This is a genomic window from Pseudomonas sp. GW821-FHT07E12 (assembly GCF_058986605.1).
This window is the reverse complement of record NZ_JBYSVX010000026.1, coordinates 13,983-28,069: the sequence shown is the minus strand read 5'-3', so window position 1 is coordinate 28,069 and position 14,087 is coordinate 13,983. Positions and strand designations below refer to the sequence as shown.

Here is a 14,087-nt window from a genome sequence, read left to right as displayed (position 1 = left end):
TCCCTAGAGCGTGTTATGCATTTTTTCATGAGATGCGTTGGTCGTCAGCGGTGCGGAGCCGGTGTCGCGTGGTGCGGCCTTGGCCGGTGGGCCAAGGCAAGCCGCGCGGCGCCGGTTCCGTGCCGCTGACGGCCAACCCTCCGGGAAGTCGCTTGTGGCGCGCCGATACTGCGTTGCGCGCTTTGCCCAGGCCGCCAGCCTGGACGGCAGCGCAGGCCTTGTCTCGACGCGCCACAAGCGGTTTCGCACTCATGAAAAAATGCATAACACGCTCTAGTCGAAGGATGCTTCGATTTCATCGCGCAGAGCCGGAAGGCCCAGCAAGCCCCTCGCACGTTTTACCGAGTCCATCACCTCGGCCTCAAATCCATTGCCAAGCTCCAGGCAGCGCATGAGCGCGGTAGAGCGGCGCTTGATCTCAGTGGCCCAATCCCTGTCTTCAGGATCGGATATCACATCAGTGAAGGACTGCTTGCTCTGATCTATTGCTCCGGCCAGTCCGGCAGACACGGCTAGATGGTAGTGATCCCAGATTGACGCGGGTGATCTGGTCGCGAGCCAGGCGTGCACGTGCGAAGGCGATTGAAACCGCTCGCGCAGGGCCGTTACCTCTTGACTCGCCCGGTCCGCCAGCATTTGCGCAACCACCGAGAACTGCTCGTCACTTGTGAACGACTGGAATTCCTCGACCCTGTGCCCGGCATCGAATGACAGGTAGTTTTTCTCGGTCCAGAGCCAGCACGCCCCAACGTTGAGGAAACTCCCTCTGTCCCGGGCGGAAGGCTGGAACTCGACAATGCCGATCCACCATGACTGGTCATCAAGCCAGGTTCTGGAGTGACCCTTCTGCACACAGCCAAGAGGGCGAAGGGCTGCCTTGGCTGCTGCATTGATCAAGCGCGAATGCTGAGGTGTCGACATGAGGAGACAACTTTGCACCTATCGTTGTGGATCGTGAAGTATCCGCTTCGGGTTGGAGGCTGGCGTCTGGTCGCCGGTGGCCGGTCAATATGAATAGTCGGATCGGCGGCCTGCTATCCATCCGCGTCACCGTAGTTTGTACAACGTGTACGAGCTATGGCGATGCGATCACTCGTCCTTCTTCTTTCCTTTTTTCGCCAGTTCCTTATACTGCCCCCCAGTATCAGGAGGGGCCATGCCGCACTCGCCGGAAGAGAAGAAGCGCGTCCTTACTCGTGTGCGCCGTGTGCGTGGCCAGTGCGATGCGCTGGAGCGTGCGTTGGAAGGCGGTGCCGATTGCGGGCCGGTGTTGCAGCAGATCGCGGCGATCCGGGGCGCGGTCAACGGGCTGATGTCCGAGGTGCTGGAGGCGCACATCCGTGAGGATTTCGCGCAGCCGGCCGCGTCCGATGCGCAGCGTGCCGAGCGTGTGCAGGAACTGCTCGGGCTGGTCCGCTCCTATCTCAAATGAATCCCGGGCCGGCATGACGCCGGCTTGGCAATGAATCGTCATCGCAGGAGTGCCATCCATGAAGTCCCGTGCCGCCGTCGCATTTGCTCCCGGAAAACCGCTGGAAATCGTCGAGATCGACGTCGCGCCGCCCAAGGCGGGCGAAGTGCTGATCCGCATCACCCACACCGGTGTCTGCCACACCGATGCCTTCACGTTGTCGGGTGATGATCCGGAAGGTCTGTTCCCGGTCGTGCTCGGTCACGAGGGCGCGGGTGTGGTGGTGGAAGTGGGCGAGGGCGTGACCTCGGTGAAGCCGGGCGATCACGTGATTCCGCTGTATACCGCCGAATGCGGGCAGTGCCTGTTCTGTACGTCGGGCAAGACCAACCTGTGCGTGGCGGTGCGCGCGACCCAGGGCAAGGGCGTGATGCCGGATGGCACCAGCCGCTTCTCCTACAACGGCGAGCCGATCTACCACTACATGGGCTGCTCGACTTTCAGCGAGTACACGGTGGTGGCCGAGGTGTCGCTGGCGAAGATCAATCCGGAAGCCAATCCTGAGCATGTCTGTCTGCTGGGTTGCGGCGTCACCACCGGTATCGGTGCGGTGCACAACACCGCCAAGGTGCAGGAAGGCGACTCGGTGGCGGTGTTCGGGCTGGGGGGTATCGGTCTTGCGGTGATCCAGGGCGCGCGCCAGGCCAAGGCCGGGCGTGTGATCGCGATCGACACCAATCCATCCAAGTTCGAGCTGGCCAGGCAGTTTGGTGCGACTGACTGCGTCAACCCGAAGGACTTCGACAAGCCGATCCAGCAGGTGATCGTTGAGATGACCGGCTGGGGTGTGGATCATTCGTTCGAGTGCATCGGCAACGTCAATGTGATGCGCGCGGCGCTGGAATGTGCACACCGTGGTTGGGGGCAATCGGTAATCATCGGTGTGGCTGGTGCGGGGCAGGAGATTTCCACGCGTCCGTTCCAGCTGGTGACCGGCCGCAGTTGGAAAGGCACCGCGTTCGGTGGTGTGAAGGGCCGCTCGCAGTTGCCGGGCATGGTCGAAGACGCGATGAAGGGCGATATCGAGCTGGCGCCGTTCGTGACCCACACGATGGAACTGGATCTGATCAACGACGCCTTCGAGCTGATGCACGAAGGCAAGTCGATCCGCTCGGTGGTCCATTACTGAGTCCGACGGTGAGCCTGTTCGACCGGTTTCGCGCTAAAACGGCGGCCTCGCCGCGCCACGCGCTGGTCGATGAGATCGAGCAGGCGCTGCGTGCGTTGGGCTGGGTACGTGGCGAAGTAGGGCCACCATTGCAGGTGAGCACAGCGTTCGGTGCTGGCGAGATGCCCTTCGAACGCTGGTTGGCCCAGGTGTACCTGCCGCGCCTGCATGAGGCGCGGCGCGATGGCCGTTGGCCGTCGAGCAGTCATGTCGCGGTAGCGGCCTGGCGCAATCTCGATGGGCTGCCGGAGGCCGAGCCGCTGCTACGGTTGCTTGCGCGGCTGGATGACGACATCAACAAGGGCGCGCGTTGAACGCGGCGCCGGGAGGAATCATGGAACGCATCGAACATCGCGCCTGCTTTGGCGGCTGGCAGGACGTCTACCGTCATCGCTCCGAAGTGCTTGGCTGCGAGATGAATGTCGCGGTGTACCTGCCGCCGCAGGCGGCCAACCGCAAGCTGCCGGTGCTGTACTGGTTGAGCGGGCTGACCTGCAACGAGCAGAACTTCATCACCAAGGCGGGGGCGCAGCGTCATGCGGCCGAGCATGGGGTGGTGATCGTGGTGCCGGATACCAGTCCGCGGGGTGAGGATGTCGCCGATGCCGAGGGCTATGACCTGGGCAAGGGCGCGGGTTTCTACGTCGATGCCACGCAGCAGCCGTGGGCGGTGCATTACCGCATGCATGATTACGTGGCAAACGAACTGCCGGCGCTGATCGAGGCGAACTTTCCGGTGACCGATGCACGCGCGATCAGCGGGCATTCGATGGGCGGGCATGGCGCGTTGACCATCGCGCTGCGCAATCCGGGGCGCTATCGCAGCGTGTCGGCGTTCTCGCCGATCGTGGCGCCGTCGCAGGTGCCGTGGGGTGAGAAGGCGTTTTCCGCCTACCTGGGCGAGGACCGTGATGCGTGGAAGGTCTGGGACGCCAGCGTGCTGGTGAAGACGGCGACGGAAAAACTGCCGTTGCTGATCGATCAGGGCGAGGCCGACGAGTTCCTTGAGGGCCAACTCCGGCCATGGCTGTTTGCCGAGGCCGCCGCCATTGCCGGTTATCCGCTGACGCTGCGGATGCAGCCCGGCTATGACCACAGCTATTACTTCATCGCCAGCTTCATCGGCGAGCACCTTGCGCATCACGCTGCTGCGTTGCACAGGTGAGGCGCGCGCGTCGCGGCGAATGGCCGCGACGCGCACGTTGGGTCACGCCGACAGACCGATGGTGATGGTCGCGGTGTAACCGTCGGTGGTGTTGCCGGTGAACGTCGGCGTCTGCCAGGCGATCTGCGCGGAGGTGTTGTCGCCGAACACGCCGTCGGTGGAAAGGCTGACCTTGGCCTTGTTGGCGACGCTGGCGCTGTAGCCGTCGACGGCTGCATAGATTTCGTCGGCAAGGTCGCTGGGCATGGCCATCTGCGAGATCAGCACCGCATTGGTGTAGCTGGTGGCGGTGTCCTCGCTGGCATAGACCTCGAAATGGATGTGCGGCCAGCGTCCGGAATAGCAGGCCGGGAAGATGGTCACGAAAGTGCACTGGCCATTGCTGTCGGTCTCCTGCACGCCACGCAGGTAGTTCTCGTCCTGGATATCGCTGGAATACAGCGAATACTCGCCGGCCTCGTTGCAGTGCCACATGTAGATGGCATAGCCCTTCAGCACGGCGCAACTGCTGTTGACGTTGACCAGGGTGATGGTCAAGGTCACTTTCACGCCTTCGGCGGTACCGGTGTAGTCACCGAAACTGCTGCGGATATCGCTGCGCACGATGCCGCTTTGCGACAGCACGTTGACCACGCTGCTGTTGACGCTATTGGAGCCATCCGCAGGATAGGGACCGGAGGTTTCGGTCGGATCGACGATGCAGGTGGTGCCGTCGGTGCTGGTGGATGAAGTGGTGCTTGAGGAGCTGGTGGAAGACGTGCTGCTCGAAGAACTGGTACTTGAGCTGGAGCTGGAATCCGAATCACTGGACCCGCCACCACATGCACTCAGCGCCAGTACCGTGCCGCCGGCTGCGAAGAGGCCCAGCACGCGGCGACGTTCGAGCATGCGTTGTCGCATGACCTCCAGATCGTGCTGTAGACCGAGGTCGTGTTCTTCCTGTCCGTGTTCACTCATAAATGGCTGCCTCCCGGGGTGGCCAGTGAAAAAATCCGCAACGGGGGTTGCGGACTTTCTCTTTTTGCGTGCCGGGATCGCCCCGGTTTGTCTGAATGTTGCTTCAGGCGGCAAATAACCGCCGATCGCCGATGCGAGGATCCTGATCATTGCTTCCCTGTTACCGGGCTCTGTCCAAGAGCTGCGGCCTTAGATCACGCCGATGCGCACGAGAACGAACATGCCACTGTCCGTCGTAGTTGCCGGTTCTCTCCGGTGGCCGATGCGCGTGTTCGTGCAGGGCGAGCGTACCGGCATGGACCGGCGCAAGCCGCGTGGCGGACATCCGGGGCGCGGCCTGCTGTGGACGTTGGCGATCGGCGCGGCGGTACTGATGACGATGACGCAGGCACATGCACAGGTGCTGGAGATCGATGCTGCCGGCAACGTGCAGCACATCGGCGGCGGCTGGGCATCCGGGTCGGTTGCGGCGCCGGTGAAGGCGCCTGCGGTGCCGGCACGCTATCGGCAGGCGCTGGCAGCGGCGGCCGCCGAATACGGCATCAGTATGGATTTGCTGCAGACGCTGGCCTGGTCCGAATCCGGTTTCAATCCGTTGGCGGTATCGCCGGCCGGGGCGATCGGGTTGATGCAGCTGATGCCGCAGACCGCGCGCGAGCTGGGGGTCGATCCGCGCGATCCGGAACAGAACATCCGCGGCGGTGCGGCGTATCTGCGCCAGCAGCTGGATCGCTTCGATGGCGATCTCGAGCGCGCGCTGGCGGCCTACAACGCCGGTCCCGCACAGGTGGAGCGCCATGGCGGCGTGCCGCCGTTCCGCGAAACCCAGGCCTATGTCGCGGCCAATCTAGACCGTCTTGCCGGTGCCAGTCTCGCTGGCGCGGCGTCGTCCCCTGCATCGATCGATATTTCCGGAGGAACCCCATGAACATCCGCAACGTCCGTGGCGCATCCGCTTTCACCGCTGCGCTCTTCTCGCCCACCGCATTCGCCGCGCAGGCGACCGATCCGGCCGGTTCCGGGCCGATCCTGTCGGCGCTGGACTGGATCCAGGGCACGTTGCTCGGCAACGTGGCGACCGCGGTGGCGGTGATCGCGGTGGCGGTGGTGGGATTGATGATGCTGACCGGGCGCATCCACTGGCGCTTCGGTGCGACGGTGATCCTGGGGTGCTTCGTGCTGTTCGGCGCGACCACGATTGTCGCCGGCATCCGCAGCGCGGCCGGCTGAGGCGCACGGATGGGCCGGTCGAGCATCGCCCCGATCTTCCCCGCGCTGGCGCGGCCGCAGATGTTCGCGGGCGTGACCTTCAGCTTTTTCATCGTCAATGGCGTGGTCACCACCGAGGCGTTCCTGATCACGCGTTCGTTCTGGGCGCTGGGCGTGGCGCTGCTGGTGCATGCGGTGGGTTATCTGGCCTGCCTGCGTGAGCCGCGCGTGTTCGACCTGTGGTTCGTGCGCGTCAGCCGCTGCCCGCGTGTGCGCCAGTGGCGGCGCTGGCGCTGCAACAGTTATCCGCCATGAGCGTGTTCTCCGGTCTCCGCGAACAACGTGCCGGCGAGCATCTGCCGTATGCACGCCTGCTCGATGCGCACACCGTGCAGTTGCGCGACGGTTCGCTGCTGCAATGCCTGCATCTGGCTGGATTGAGCTTCGAGACGGCCGACGGCGAGGAACTCGGCATGCGCCAGCAGGCGCGCGAGGCGGCGCTGCGCTCGATCGCCGACTCGCGTCTGGTGCTGCAGCATCACGTGTTGCGGCGACGCGCGTCGGTGGCGTTGCAGACCGATCACGATGATCCGGTCTGCGCGCTGATCGATCGACGCTGGCGCGAACGCACGGGTGCCGGGCGGTTGTTCGTCAACGAACTGTTCTTGACCCTGCGTCGTCGTCCCACGCGCGGCAAGACCGGGTGGGCCGAGCGCCTGCTGGGGGGGCTGAAGCACGGCGTCGGCGAACATGGCCGGCAGCAGCAGTCGCAACGCGAGCTGCGCGACCTTGAGGCGGCACGCGAGGCATTGCTGGCGGCGTTGCAGCCGTATGGCGCGCGCTTGCTCGGTGAGTACGACACGCCGCACGGGCGCTGTTCCGAATCGTTGGAACTGCTTTCGGCGCTGTACAACGGCGAACTGCGGCCGATGCTGGTGCCGCCTTCCGGCGACCTCGGCCACCATCTGCCGTATCGCCGGATCAGTTTCGGGCTGGAGGCGATCGAACGCGCCGGGCCCGGGCCTTCGCGCGATTTCGCCGCGATGCTGTCGCTGAAGGAATATCCGCCGCAGGCGATGCCCGGCATGTTCGACGCGCTGCTGCGGCTGCCGCACGAGTTGGTGTTGTCGGAGAGTTTCGGCTTCGTCGAGCGCCAGCTGGGGCAGGAGCGCATCGCGCTGGCGCTGCGCCGGCAGCGTGCCGCCGAGGAGGATTCGGCGTCGCTGCGGCAGGGCTTGGTGCAGGCCAAGGATGATCTGTCGGCCGGGCGCAGCGTGTTCGGCGAGCATCGTCTGCAGTTGCAGGTGCGCGCGCCGTCGCTGGATGCACTCGACGCGGCGGTGGCCGATTGCGCGGCCGCATTGGCCGATCTCGGCGCGGTGGTGGTGCGCGAGGACAGCAACCTGGAGCCGGCGTTCTGGGCGCAGTTCCCCGGCAATGACAGCTACGCCGCACGCAGCGCGCTGGTGTCCAGTGCCGCGTTCGCGGGCTTGGCGTCGCTGCACGGGTTTCCGCTCGGGCAGGCCGAGGGCAACCATTGGGGCGAGGCGGTGACGGTGCTGGAGAGCACGGCGGCCACGCCGTATTTCTTCAATTTCCATCGTGGCGATCTGGGCAACTTCACCGTGATCGGCCCGTCCGGTTCGGGCAAGACCGTGGTGCTGAATTTCCTGGCGGCGCAGGCGCAGAAATGGCGGCCGCGCCTGGCATTGTTCGACAAGGACCGCGGCGCGGAAATCTTCATCCGCGCGATCGGTGGCGGTTACGCGGCGCTGCGTGCAGGCGGTGCCACCGGCTTCAATCCGTTGCAGTTGCCGGATACGGCGGGCAATCGCGCGTTCCTGCGGCAGTGGGTGGCGCGTCTGCTGTGCGCACCGGGCCAGCGGCTGGAATCGGACGAGGAGGCGATCATCGCCGCCGCGGTCGATGCCAATTACGATCAGGCCCCGGAGTACCGGCGGCTGCGCTGGTTCGCCGAGTTGCTGGCCGGGCGCCGTCGTCCGCAGCCGGGTGACCTGGCGGCGCGGTTGGCACCGTGGTATGGCGAAGGCGAGCACGCGTGGCTGTTCGACCATGCACAGGATCGGTTGGATGTGTCGGTGCCGGTGCTCGGTTTCGACATGACCGAGCTGCTCGATGCGCCGGTGCTGCGCACGCCGACGATGATGTATCTGTTCCATCGCGTCGAAGAACGCCTGGATGGCAGCCCGGCGATGATCGTGATCGACGAGGGTTGGAAGGCGCTGGATGACGAGGTGTTCGCCGCGCATATCCGCGACTGGATGAAGACGCTGCGCAAGCGCAACGCGATTGTCGGCTTCGGCACCCAGAGTGCGCGCGACGCGCTCGACAGCCGCGTCGCCAGCGCGATCATCGAGCAGGCCGCGACCCAGCTGTTCATGCCCAACCCGCGTGCGCGTGAGGTCGATTACTGCGAGGGCTTTGGCCTGTCGATGCAGGAACTGGAACTGGTGCGCACGCTGCCGGCCGGTGCGCATTGTTTCCTGGTCAAGCACGGCCATGAAAGCGTGGTGGCGCGGCTGGACCTGTCCGGCATGCCTGAGCTGCTGACGGTGTTGTCCGGGCGCGAGGCCAGCGTGCGTCGCCTGGATCAACTGCGTGCCGAGCTGGGCAATGCACCCGAACACTGGTGGTCGGCGTTGACCGGCGTGGACTGGCCCGTGCCGGCACCGGAGGCAGCATGATGCGGTGCCCGGCGATCCCGATCGATGGCGGCGGCGGTCTGTCGGCGGCACTGACCGCGATCGATTGCCAACTGGATGCGGTGGTGCAGGCCGGCTATGGCCGCATCTTCGGTGACGACGGCGCGCTGGCGCTGGCACTGCGCACGCTGCTGGTGATCTGGGTGGCACTGCTGGGGCTGGGTCTGATGGGCGGCCACCTGCGCATGCGCACGCTGGGGCCGAAGCTGTTCGCGTTCGTGCTGGTGTTGACGTTCGCCACCGCGTGGCCGGCCTACCAGGCGGTGGTCTACGGATTGCTGGTGGGCGGGCCGGACCAGATCGCTTCGGGCTTCCTCGGCGCGCAGCACGGTGCCACGCATGCGTTCGCCGCGCAGTTGGATCGGTTGTTCTCCAGCCTGGTCGAGCTCGGGCGCAGCTTCGATGCGCAGGCCGGTGACGACGCCAAGGTCAAACTGGCCGGCAAGATGGTGTGGTCGAGTGCGCTGCTGTTGCTGTGTTCGACCGTCGGCCTGCTGGTGGTGGCGCGGGTGGTGCTCGCGGCGCTGCTGGCGCTGGGGCCGGTGTTCATCGTGCTGGGAATGTTCCGCGCTACGCGTGGCTTGTGCGAGGGCTGGCTGCGGATGGCGCTGGCGTTCGCGCTGGTGCCGATGCTGGTGACGCTGTCCGGTGCCGGTCTGCTGCGCGTGCTGGCGCCGGCGATCAGTGCGATCGCACGCGATCCGCTGGTCGCGGCGAAGGAGCAGACGCCGTTGTTGATGCTGTTGATCGGCTGCGTGATCCATATCGGCCTGCTGCTGGCGATGGCGTGGACAGCTTCCGGCATCGTGCGTGGCTGGCGCTTCGGCGGCGCGGCGACGGCGGATGCGCGTGCGCAGGCATCGACTGCTTCGGTGACGACGCCGGCCGCCGGTGCATCGGGCACGGCTTCCACGACGACCGCCGCAATGCAGGCCGGCGCGATGCTGTCGGCATTGCAGGCGCAGGCGGACGTGTCGGCGCGATCGACGACGTTGCTGTTGCCGACATCGGCGACCGCAGCGGCGACCACGACAACGGTGGCGGCATCGCGCGATGCCGCCACGTTCCGTCAAGACCGGCTCGGCCAGCGCTTTCGCGCGCGCCCGGCCGCTTCGGCCCTGGGGGCCCGCTTCCGTTGACCATGCCTGCCACGATGCTCACCTCCCCTGCCTTTCGCCTCGTTATCGCCTGCCTCGGGCTGTCGCTGCACATGGCGGCCCACGCCACCGATGCACGCATCCGCCGGATCGACTACGACGACGGCGCGGTGGTGCGGCTGGACGCCTGTTACGGCTTCCAGACCATGATCGAGTTCGGTGCCGACGAGCGCATCGAGAACGTCGGCCTCGGCGAGGCCGCGCAATGGCTGGTGGTGCCCAACAAGCGCGCCAACCTGCTGTTCGTCAAACCGTCCTACAAGGTCGCGCACAGCAACATGACCGTGGCGACCGACCGGCGCCGCTACAGCTTCGAACTGGTCGCGCGCGACAACGATGCCTGCCGCAACGGCCGGGTGGTCTACGACCTGCGCTTCCGCTATCCGCAGGAAGAAGCGGCGGCCAGGGTCGCGGCGGTGACGGCCAAGGTGGAGACACCGCCGCCGCCAGCGTCATCGGTACCGCCCACCACTGCGCGCAACAGCGCCTACAGCTTCAGCGGTGCCCACGAGAACGTGCCGCTGCGCGTGTTCGACGACGGCAAGCGCACCTGGTTCAGTTGGGGTGACGGGGCGAGCACGCCCGCGGTGTTCGCGGTCGGCAGCGATGGCACCGAGACATTGGTGGGCTTCACCGCGCAGGACGGCTATCTGGTCGCCGATCAGGTGGCGCCGAAGTTCCTGTTGCGCCGGGGCGAAGCCCTGGCGACGTTGTTCAACGACGACTGGAAGGCGCCGCAGCTGGACACGCAATCGCCGAAGCCGCGTGCGGCAACCTGCAAGCGCCGCTGGTTCAGCAGGAGCTGCGACGATGCGCAATGAATCGGATGGGCGCGACCCACGCCAGCAGATGAGTGCCGACGAACTGCAGCGGGCTTCGCTGCGCGCTGCACCGCAGGTCGCGCGCATGCCACGCGCGGGCGACAGTCTTGGCTTTGCACTCGGGATCGTCGCGGCGATCGCGCTGGGCGTCGTCACCTGGCTGTGGTTGTCGCACCAGCGCCAGCAGGCGGCGGCCCCGGTCGCGCCAGCGCCGGCGCCGCCAGCACTGATCGTGCCGCCGGCTCCGGTGGTGAAGCCGCCGGCCCCTGCGCCGCGCCCGCCAGCGCCGTCCGAGGCGAAGCCGGAGGCAGATGCCGGAAAGCAATCGCGCGGCGGCCCGATGATCATCGACACCACGGGCGTCGAAGCACCCGCGGCGCCCACGAAACCGCACGACGCCGCCGCCGCGCCGGAGGCCGGCAAGGGCAAGCAGGGCAACACGCTCAGCGCCGACGAGCAGTTTGCGGTGCGCATCGGTGACGATGCACCACCGCTGCAGCAGGCGGTGGCGCTGGCGAATCCCGCCTCGACGGTGGTGCAGGGCACGATCATTCCGGCGGTGTTGGAGACCGCACTGGATACCGACCTGCCTGGTTACGCGCGTGCGATCGTCAGTCGCGATGTGCGCGGTTTCGACGGCAGCCAGGTGCTGATCCCGCGTGGCAGCCGCCTGGTCGGCCAGTACCGCAGCGGCATCGAGACCGGGCAGAGCCGCGCCTACGTGATCTGGTCGCGGGTGATCCGCCCGGATGGCGTGTCGGTGCAGCTCGGCTCGCCCGCGCTCGACGCCGACGGCAGCACCGGCCTGCCCGGCGAGGTCAATCGACACTTCTGGCAGCGCTACGGTGCTTCTATCCTGCTGTCGGTGGTCGGCGGTGCGGTCAGCGCGCTCGGCAGCGACGACAGCACCAGTACGGTGGTGATCAGCAACTCGACCAGCAGCGCCGCGTCGCAGGCGCTGTCCACCGACGGCAAGATCCCGCCGACCATCCGCATCCCGCTGGGCACGCCGATCCAGGTGTTCACCGCGCGCGATCTGGATTTCACGGGGTATTGAGCGTGGAAAATGCCACGTCGATCCGCGATGTCTACCTGCAGCGCTACCTGCAGCCGTTCGCGCTGTGGTTGCAGGCCGATGACGTCACCGAGATCCTGGTCAACCGCCCGGGCGAGGTGTGGATCGAACGACTCGGCGTGCCGGGCATGCAACGCGTGGCGGTATCGGCGATCGACGACGCGATGATGGAGCGGCTGGCGACGCAGGTGGCGCGGATCAGCCATCAGGCGGTCAGCCGCGAACATCCGCTGCTGGCGGCAACGCTGCCGGACGGCGCGCGCGTGCAGATGGTCGGGCCGCCTGCAACACGTCGGCACTGGGCGCTGGCGATCCGTCGCCACCTCGATCTGGACCTGCCGCTGGACAGCTACCGCTTCGCCGATCCTTCCCAGCGCGATGACGAACACTGGCAGCCGCAAGCGACCCTGGCCTCGTTGCGCGAGGCGGTGACGCGACGCCGCACGATCCTGATCTCCGGCGGCACCTCGTCAGGCAAGACCACCTTCCTCAACGCGCTGCTGAAGGAAGTACCCACGCACGAGCGGATCCTGGCGGTGGAAGACACGCCCGAACTGCATCTGGGCCAGCCCAACCACCTCGGTCTGGTCGCGGTGAAAGGCGAGCAGGGCGAGACCCGCGTTGGCACCGGTGACCTGCTGCAAGCTGCGTTGCGACTGCGTCCGGACCGGCTGTTGCTGGGCGAAGTACGCGGTGCCGAAGCGGTGACGTTCCTGCGCGCGATCAACACCGGCCACCCCGGCTCGTTCACCACCGTCCACGCCAACACCCCGCAGGGCGCGCTGGAACAACTCGCACTGATGGTGATGCAGGCCGGCCTGGGCCTGTCGCGTGCCGACACCCTGGCCTACATCCGCAGCGTGGTCGATGTGGTGGTGCAACTGGGGCGTGTCGGTGGCGAGCGCAGGATTCTGGAGATCATGCCGTTGCGTGCGATGAATCCGTAGCCGCTGGCCCCCATCCAGCGGGCATGCCCGATCTGCATTCAGTCTGATCGCGTGCCCATGGGGTCGAGTCGGGTGAGCAGGATGTGCAGGTGGGACGCAGCTCACCAACTGCTAACCAAATTAACCGAAGTTAGCCAAGCGACGGCAAATGCCGGCCAAGCGCGTTACCTAGTATCACTGCGGGGGGCATCCATCCCAGCATGCCTAGGAGGCGATCATGGCAATACGAACCAGAATCGGAGCGACGACATGCGGGCGGTTTGCACTCGTCCTGTCGGCGCTCTTTGCACTTTCAGCGTGTGGCGGAAGTTCGTCTTCAGATGATTCAAGCAGCAGTTCTTCGAGTTCCAGCAGCAGTTCCTCAAGCTCCAGCAGCTCCTCGAGTTCCACCAGTACCTCCAGTTGCAGCAGCTCGGACGCGCAAGCCGTCTACATCACCTGTCTGGCGACGGCTTTCCTCGCCACGGTCACGTCTTCGGATTACGTCTATTCGATGACATCGGCCAACGCGACCGATTACTGGTCGAACCTGCCGACCACCTTCGTCACGCGCCATGGCAAGTCGCTCGCCAGCATGTCGACTACCGCGAAGGCGGCTGCCGAAACGCTGATCAATGCCGCGCTGTCCAGCCAGGGCCAGACCACGATGGCGCAACTGCGTCTGGCGGATGAGTATCTGGCCGAGAATGGTGGCGGTACCACGGACTACGGCGAAAACCTGTACTACGTGTCCTTCCTCGGCACGCCGTCGACCAGCAGTGCGTGGATCCTGGTGCTGACCGGTCACCACTACACGTATTTCTACAGCATCGATGCTTCGAACACGCCGCTCAGCCTGACCCCGAACTTCGTCGGCGTCGAGCCGGTGAGCTTCACGACCGACAGCACGACCTACACGCCGATGGCCACGCGACGCGATGCGCTGGAAGCACTGCTGACCGGACTGGACTCGACGCAATTGGCCACGGCCAAGCTGTCCAGCGCGGTGAGCGATCTGGTCGTCGGCCCGCAGAATGACGGCAACTTCCCGTCCACGGCATCGGGCCTGGCCGGTTCGTCGCTGACCGACGCCCAGAAAACCTTGCTGGAGGCGGCCATTGCCACCTATGCCAGCGATGCCAACGGCACCGGTCAGTACGATGCCTACACGACCGATACCGCGTTGAACAGCACCTACATCTCGTGGGCGTCGTATTCCGATCTTTCGACCAAGGGTTCCTACGTCCGCATCGATGGCCCGCGTGTGTGGATCGAGTTCTCGGTGCAGAGCGGCGTGGTCTTCAGCGCCAACCACTACCACAGTGTCTGGCGCGACAAGACCTATGACTATGGCGGCAACTTCACGTTCTGAGTTGCAGCCCGGCACGCACGGCAACGGCCTTCCTTCGGGAAGG

The 14,087-nt window shown here is 65.8% G+C and carries 16 protein-coding genes; 13 read left to right on the top strand and 3 right to left on the bottom strand.

Annotation, left to right across the window (positions count from 1 at the left end; translation table 11 throughout):
• Positions 1 to 273: 273 nt before the first annotated feature.
• Positions 274 to 897, bottom strand: a complete 624-nt coding sequence (locus AC3WJE_RS14355; protein WP_493731490.1) for a hypothetical protein — start codon at positions 895 to 897, stop codon at positions 274 to 276.
• Between the two features lie 259 nt (positions 898 to 1,156).
• On the opposite strand from AC3WJE_RS14355, the gene frmR reads away from it, so the two are divergent.
• Genes frmR through fghA form a run of 4 tightly spaced genes read left to right on the top strand, consistent with a single transcriptional unit; the run spans position 1,157 to position 3,804 of the window.
• The gene (frmR, locus tag AC3WJE_RS14350; protein ID WP_493731489.1) at positions 1,157 to 1,432 is read left to right on the top strand and encodes a formaldehyde-responsive transcriptional repressor FrmR; all 276 of its coding nucleotides are present in this window, start codon (positions 1,157 to 1,159) and stop codon (positions 1,430 to 1,432) included.
• A 58-nt stretch (positions 1,433 to 1,490) separates the two neighbouring features.
• Positions 1,491 to 2,600, top strand: coding sequence for an S-(hydroxymethyl)glutathione dehydrogenase/class III alcohol dehydrogenase (locus AC3WJE_RS14345; protein WP_493731488.1), 1,110 nt, complete (start codon positions 1,491 to 1,493; stop codon positions 2,598 to 2,600).
• Between the two features lie 8 nt (positions 2,601 to 2,608).
• On the top strand, positions 2,609 to 2,953 hold the full coding sequence (locus tag AC3WJE_RS14340; protein WP_493731487.1) for a YqcC family protein: 345 nt from the start codon (positions 2,609 to 2,611) through the stop codon (positions 2,951 to 2,953).
• 20 nt (positions 2,954 to 2,973) lie between these two features.
• Positions 2,974 to 3,804: an S-formylglutathione hydrolase gene (fghA, locus tag AC3WJE_RS14335; protein ID WP_493731486.1), complete on the top strand. Its 831-nt coding sequence runs from the start codon at positions 2,974 to 2,976 to the stop codon at positions 3,802 to 3,804.
• A 42-nt stretch (positions 3,805 to 3,846) separates the two neighbouring features.
• Here fghA and AC3WJE_RS14330 read toward each other — a convergent pair whose 3' ends face one another.
• Positions 3,847 to 4,761 (bottom strand): intradiol ring-cleavage dioxygenase, encoded by a 915-nt coding sequence (locus AC3WJE_RS14330; protein ID WP_493731485.1) that lies wholly within the window; start codon positions 4,759 to 4,761, stop codon positions 3,847 to 3,849.
• 220 nt (positions 4,762 to 4,981) lie between these two features.
• Between AC3WJE_RS14330 and AC3WJE_RS14325 the strand changes: the two genes are divergently transcribed.
• From AC3WJE_RS14325 to virB11, 8 genes are read left to right on the top strand one after another with little or no spacing between them, the layout of a single operon-like run.
• Positions 4,982 to 5,689: a lytic transglycosylase domain-containing protein gene (locus AC3WJE_RS14325; protein WP_493731484.1), complete on the top strand. Its 708-nt coding sequence runs from the start codon at positions 4,982 to 4,984 to the stop codon at positions 5,687 to 5,689.
• Positions 5,686 to 5,991 (top strand): TrbC/VirB2 family protein, encoded by a 306-nt coding sequence (locus AC3WJE_RS14320; protein ID WP_493731483.1) that lies wholly within the window; start codon positions 5,686 to 5,688, stop codon positions 5,989 to 5,991. The genes AC3WJE_RS14325 and AC3WJE_RS14320 overlap by 4 nt, the downstream gene beginning before the upstream one ends.
• A gap of 9 nt (positions 5,992 to 6,000) precedes the next feature.
• Complete coding sequence (locus AC3WJE_RS14315; protein WP_493731482.1) at positions 6,001 to 6,285, top strand: VirB3 family type IV secretion system protein; 285 nt, start codon at positions 6,001 to 6,003, stop codon at positions 6,283 to 6,285.
• The gene (locus tag AC3WJE_RS14310; protein WP_493731481.1) at positions 6,282 to 8,675 is read left to right on the top strand and encodes a VirB4 family type IV secretion/conjugal transfer ATPase; all 2,394 of its coding nucleotides are present in this window, start codon (positions 6,282 to 6,284) and stop codon (positions 8,673 to 8,675) included. Before AC3WJE_RS14315 ends, AC3WJE_RS14310 begins: the two co-directional genes overlap by 4 nt.
• Entirely contained in the window at positions 8,672 to 9,832 is a 1,161-nt protein-coding gene (locus tag AC3WJE_RS14305) for a TrbL/VirB6 family protein (protein ID WP_493731480.1), read from the top strand. The genes AC3WJE_RS14310 and AC3WJE_RS14305 overlap by 4 nt, the downstream gene beginning before the upstream one ends.
• A gap of 14 nt (positions 9,833 to 9,846) precedes the next feature.
• Positions 9,847 to 10,671: a TrbG/VirB9 family P-type conjugative transfer protein gene (locus AC3WJE_RS14300; protein ID WP_493731479.1), complete on the top strand. Its 825-nt coding sequence runs from the start codon at positions 9,847 to 9,849 to the stop codon at positions 10,669 to 10,671.
• A complete protein-coding gene (locus tag AC3WJE_RS14295) occupies positions 10,661 to 11,728 on the top strand; it encodes a TrbI/VirB10 family protein (RefSeq protein WP_493731478.1) in 1,068 nt (355 codons plus the stop codon). The genes AC3WJE_RS14300 and AC3WJE_RS14295 overlap by 11 nt, the downstream gene beginning before the upstream one ends.
• Positions 11,729 to 11,730: 2 nt before the next feature.
• Positions 11,731 to 12,693 (top strand): P-type DNA transfer ATPase VirB11, encoded by a 963-nt coding sequence (gene virB11, locus AC3WJE_RS14290; protein ID WP_493731522.1) that lies wholly within the window; start codon positions 11,731 to 11,733, stop codon positions 12,691 to 12,693.
• 204 nt (positions 12,694 to 12,897) lie between these two features.
• Here virB11 and AC3WJE_RS14285 read toward each other — a convergent pair whose 3' ends face one another.
• On the bottom strand, positions 12,898 to 13,083 hold the full coding sequence (locus AC3WJE_RS14285) for a hypothetical protein (protein WP_493731524.1): 186 nt from the start codon (positions 13,081 to 13,083) through the stop codon (positions 12,898 to 12,900).
• 43 nt (positions 13,084 to 13,126) lie between these two features.
• Here AC3WJE_RS14285 and AC3WJE_RS14280 point away from each other — a divergent pair, with 43 nt between their 5' ends.
• A complete protein-coding gene (locus tag AC3WJE_RS14280; RefSeq protein ID WP_493731521.1) occupies positions 13,127 to 14,044 on the top strand; it encodes a DUF3500 domain-containing protein in 918 nt (305 codons plus the stop codon).
• The last annotated feature ends 43 nt before the right edge of the window (positions 14,045 to 14,087 follow it).